Below are 3842 nucleotides of genomic sequence, written 5' to 3'. Positions count from 1 at the left end.
GCGTCCGCGTGAAGGCGCCCAGCCGGCCGATCCCGGAGCCGCTGGACGCCCTGCTGGCCCGCGCGGCCGCGCACGTGATGACGCCGGCCGAGCGCCGCGCGCAGCGGCTGTCGTGGATCCGAGGCATGACCGGCCGCACCGACGCGGAGATCCTGCGCGTGCTGCCCGAGCTGGAGGAGCGCGGGGCATGACGGACGCCGCCACCCTCTCCGACGCCGAATTCGCCGAGCTGCTGGCGCAGTCCGGCGTGCCGACGCAGATGCAGGCGGCCGGGCGGATCAAGGCGCTGCTGGCCCGGCTGGGCGGCGCGGCGGCACCGACCGCGGCGCTGCTCAAGACGTGCCTCCCTGGCTGCCCGGACCCGGCCGGGTGGGTGAAGCCTATCGCCGCCGCGTGGGCGCGGTTCGGCATCGACACGCCCCAGCGGCAGGCGGCGTGGATCGCCCAGTGCGGGCACGAGAGCGGCGACCTCACGGCCCTGTCGGAGAACCTGACCTACACCTCGGCCGACCGGCTGCGGAAGGTGTTCCCCAGCTTCTTCGTGACGGGCGCGTACAAGGCTGAGGGGTACGTGGGGCAGCCGCAGAAGCTGGCCAATCTCGTCTACGGGGGGCGGCTCGGCAACCGGCCGGGCACGGACGACGGCTGGAGGTTCCGCGGCGCCGGCCTGGTGCAGCTCACCTTCCGCTCGGGCTTCGAGGGCTTCGGCAAGGCCGTGGGCATGACCGCCGAGGATGCGGCCGATTATGCCCGGACCCGCGATGGTGCCGCCATGTCCGCCGCCTGGTACTTCGCCGACCGGGGCCTGCTGGCCCTGGCCGACAAGGGCGACTTCGACGGGATCGTGGCCAAGACCGCCGGGCTGACCCTGACGCCGGCCGTGAAGGATCGCATCGCCTACGCCGACCGGGCGGCGCGGTACGGGCGGGCGTTCGCGGCGCTCAAGGGCGCCTGAGCCGCCCCACCCAGGCCGGCGGGATCGCGGCGCGGCTGGCGGCGGGCTAGGGCTGCCCGGGGAGCGGGCGCCGGGCGGGGTCGTGTGTCTGGGGCTGCACGCCTCCTGCACGGATCGGCGCGAATTTGCACGGTTTGTTCCGCATCGTCGCGGACGATAGACGCGCGAGGCCGCCCTACCGGTGGTAAGGCGTTCGCAGCAATATCAAAGATTTAGATGACCCATAGGAATGGGCGCGACAGGGATTGAACCTGTGACCCCCGCCGTGTGAAGGCGATGCTCTACCGCTGAGCTACGCGCCCGCCTGGGGTGCGGACGGATACGCAAACTCGCCCACCCCGTCAAGCGCGGTCGGACCGTCCGCCGCGCGATCGCGCGGGTTCGTCGCGCGGTGGCGCGGGGCGGCCATGGCCGGCATCGGCCCGGAATACCTCCCGCCTTCGCCCGGATTGCCCCGGCTTGTGGAACGCCTGCTGTTGCGGTGCCCGCCCCGTCCCCCTAAGTGGGGGGCAAAGGAGCGTGCCATGCAGACCGGGATAGGCCTCGACCTCATACTGTTCGGGATGATCGCCGCCTTCCTGGTGTTGCGGCTGCGGAGCGTGCTCGGTCGCCGCACCGGCTTCGAGCGGCCCCCGCAGGAGCGGCCCCCGGGTCCCGGCGGCGCCTACGATCCCCGTGGGGCACGGCCCGTCGAAGGGCTGCCGGACGACGCGCCGCCGGCGCCGGCGGCCGACGTGTCGCGGCACCGGATCCCGGATCCGGGCAGCCCGGTCGGCCAGGTCCTGCAGCGCATCCAGGGCGTGGACCAGGGCTTCGACCCCGGCCGCTTCCTCGACGGGGCCGAGGGGGCGTTTCGCATGATCGTGACAGCCTTCGCGGCCGGCGATCGTGCCACGCTGCACATGCTGCTCTCCGACGAGACCTGTGCCGGCTTCGAGCGCGCGATTGCCGCGCGCGAGGCGGCGGGCGAGCAGCAGCGTACCGAATTGCGTGCCGTCAACGAGACGGCCATCGAGGCCGCCGACCTGCGCGGGACGATCGCCGACATCACCGTGCGGTTCGTCACCGACCAGATCAACATCACCACGGCAAAGGATGGCCAGGTCATCACCGGGAGCGACGCCGTGACGGAAATCGTCGACATCTGGACCTTCCAGCGCGACCTGACCTCGGCGGACCCGGCGTGGAAGCTGGTGGGCACGCAAAGTGCCTGAGTCGGCGTATCCTTAGGGGAGGCGTGGGATTGGTCGCGCGGGGCCCGATCCGCCGACGAGCGCATGGCCGCGCCCCGCCGCCCGGGGCCGGTCGCCCACGGCTGCCGGCCATGGCGATCGGCCTGCTGCTGGCCGTGCCCATCCTCGCGCAGGCCCCCGCCGCCCGGGCGCAGGTGGCGCTCGACACCGTCCCCGGCTGGGCGCAGGAGGACGCGCTCGGCGCGCTCGCCACGCTGCGCGCGAGCTGCCGGACCATCCTCTCGCGCACCGAGCCGCCGGAGGGCCGGCCCGGCCTCTCCCCTGCCGCCTGGGGCGAGGCCTGCGAGCAGGTGCTGGGCCGGCGCGCCGGCGGTCCTCCCGGCCCGCCCGCCGCGCCGCGCGGCCGGCGCGTCTCCGCCGCGCAGCGTCGCGCCCATGCCGAGGCGCTGCGCGACCACGCCGCCGCCGTCCGCGCCTGGCTGGAGGGTGCCTTCGTCGCCGTGCCGGTGGGTGAGATGCTGGTGACCGGCTACTACGAGCCGGTCCTGCGCGGCTCCCGCACGCCGACCGACGTGCACAACGTGCCGCTCTTCGCCCGCCCGCCCGACCTCGTGGAGCGGGACGTGACGGAGCAGCGCGCCGGCGGGGTCTCCGTCCGCCGCCGCGTCTGGGGCCGTGCCGGCCCCGGCGGCCGCGTCACCCCCTATCTCGACCGCGCCGCCATCGAGACCGGCGGGCTGGAGCGCCAGGGGCTGGAGCTGGTCTGGGTCGACAACGCCGTCGACGCCTTCTTCATGGAGATCCAGGGCTCCGGCCGGGTGGTGCTGCCGGACGGGCAGGTGCTGCGCGTCGGCTTCGCCGGCCAGAACGGCCATCCCTTCGTGCCGATCGGCCGCACCCTGATCGAGCGCAACGCCCTGCCGGGCGAGACCATCGGCATGCAGTCCATCCGCGGCTGGCTGAACGCGGTCGGGCCTGAGCGGGCGGCGGCGGTGATGCGGGAGAATCCCTCCTACATCTTCTTCCGGATCGTCAACGGCCTGTCCCTGGACGAGGGGCCGATCGGCGCGCTCGGCGTGCCGCTGACGCCGGGCCGTTCCGTCGCCATCGACCCTTCCGTGATTCCGCTCGGCGCGCCGCTCTTCATGTCGGGCGACCGCACGCGCCGGCTGCTGGTGGCGCAGGACACGGGCGGCGCGATCAAGGGCGCCCGCGCCGACCTGTTCTTCGGCTGGGGCGACCAGGCGGGGGCCGGCGCGGGCAACATGCGCGAGCGGGCGCAGATGTACATGCTGGCGCCGCGCGACGGCGGCGTGCTGATGGCCTCGATCCCCGGCAACGTGACGAGCGACGCGGGCGCTGCCGTGCCCGGCCCCGGCCTCGCCCCGGCGCCGGGCGCCCTGCGCGGGCTGATGCTCTCGCCGGGCAGCGCGGCCGATCTCTCCGGCAGCGCCGCCGGCCTGCCCGGCTTCAGCACCGAGGGGCTGTGGACCGGCCGCGGCGGCAGCGGGCCGCGCGGGCAGGTGGCACGCCGGCAGGCCCTGGCGCGCGGGCTGGCCGAGCACGAGGCGGCGGTGCGCCGCCGGCAGGCGGCGCAGCGCGGGCTGAGCGCCGTCCCGGGCGAGCCGCGCGCCGTGGGCACGCTGCCGCCGCTGGCGGGCAGCCAGCGCGGCCGTACCGTGTTCACGCTGGAT

Annotated in this window: 4 protein-coding genes and 1 tRNA gene; 4 read left to right on the top strand and 1 reads right to left on the bottom strand. The window is 75.0% G+C overall.

Annotated features, from left to right (window positions below; translation table 11 throughout):
* Together M0638_RS16010 and M0638_RS16005 are read left to right on the top strand one after the other, a co-directional pair.
* On the top strand, positions 1-191 hold a 191-nt coding region (locus tag M0638_RS16010; protein WP_248668004.1), incomplete at its 5' end, for a hypothetical protein.
* On the top strand, positions 188-955 hold the full coding sequence (locus M0638_RS16005) for a glycoside hydrolase family 19 protein (protein ID WP_248668003.1): 768 nt from the start codon (positions 188-190) through the stop codon (positions 953-955). The genes M0638_RS16010 and M0638_RS16005, both read left to right, overlap by 4 nt.
* A gap of 230 nt (positions 956-1185) precedes the next feature.
* Here M0638_RS16005 and M0638_RS16000 read toward each other — a convergent pair.
* Positions 1186-1257 (bottom strand) — tRNA-Val (locus M0638_RS16000).
* A 222-nt stretch (positions 1258-1479) separates the two neighbouring features.
* Between M0638_RS16000 and M0638_RS15995 the strand changes: the two genes are divergently transcribed.
* Positions 1480-2169 carry a Tim44/TimA family putative adaptor protein gene (locus tag M0638_RS15995; protein ID WP_248668002.1) on the top strand — a complete coding sequence of 230 codons (690 nt, stop codon included), beginning with the start codon at positions 1480-1482 and terminating at the stop codon, positions 2167-2169.
* Positions 2170-2279: 110 nt separating this feature from the next.
* The coding region (gene mltA / locus M0638_RS15990; RefSeq protein ID WP_248668001.1) for a murein transglycosylase A at positions 2280-3842 on the top strand (1563 nt) is incomplete at its 3' end.

The organism is Roseomonas acroporae (genome assembly GCF_023223525.1).
Classification (GTDB): Bacteria; Pseudomonadota; Alphaproteobacteria; order Acetobacterales; family Acetobacteraceae; genus Roseomonas_E; species Roseomonas_E acroporae.
Note: the sequence above shows the minus strand (reverse complement) of the source record. Positions and strands in the feature narration are given on the sequence as shown.

Excerpts from the sequence above, each read along its gene's own strand:
- M0638_RS16005 (WP_248668003.1), top strand. The coding sequence starts at position 188 with ATGACGGACGCCGCCACCCTCTCCGACGCCGAATTCGCCGAGCTGCTG.
- M0638_RS15995 (WP_248668002.1), top strand. The coding sequence starts at position 1,480 with ATGCAGACCGGGATAGGCCTCGACCTCATACTGTTCGGGATGATCGCC.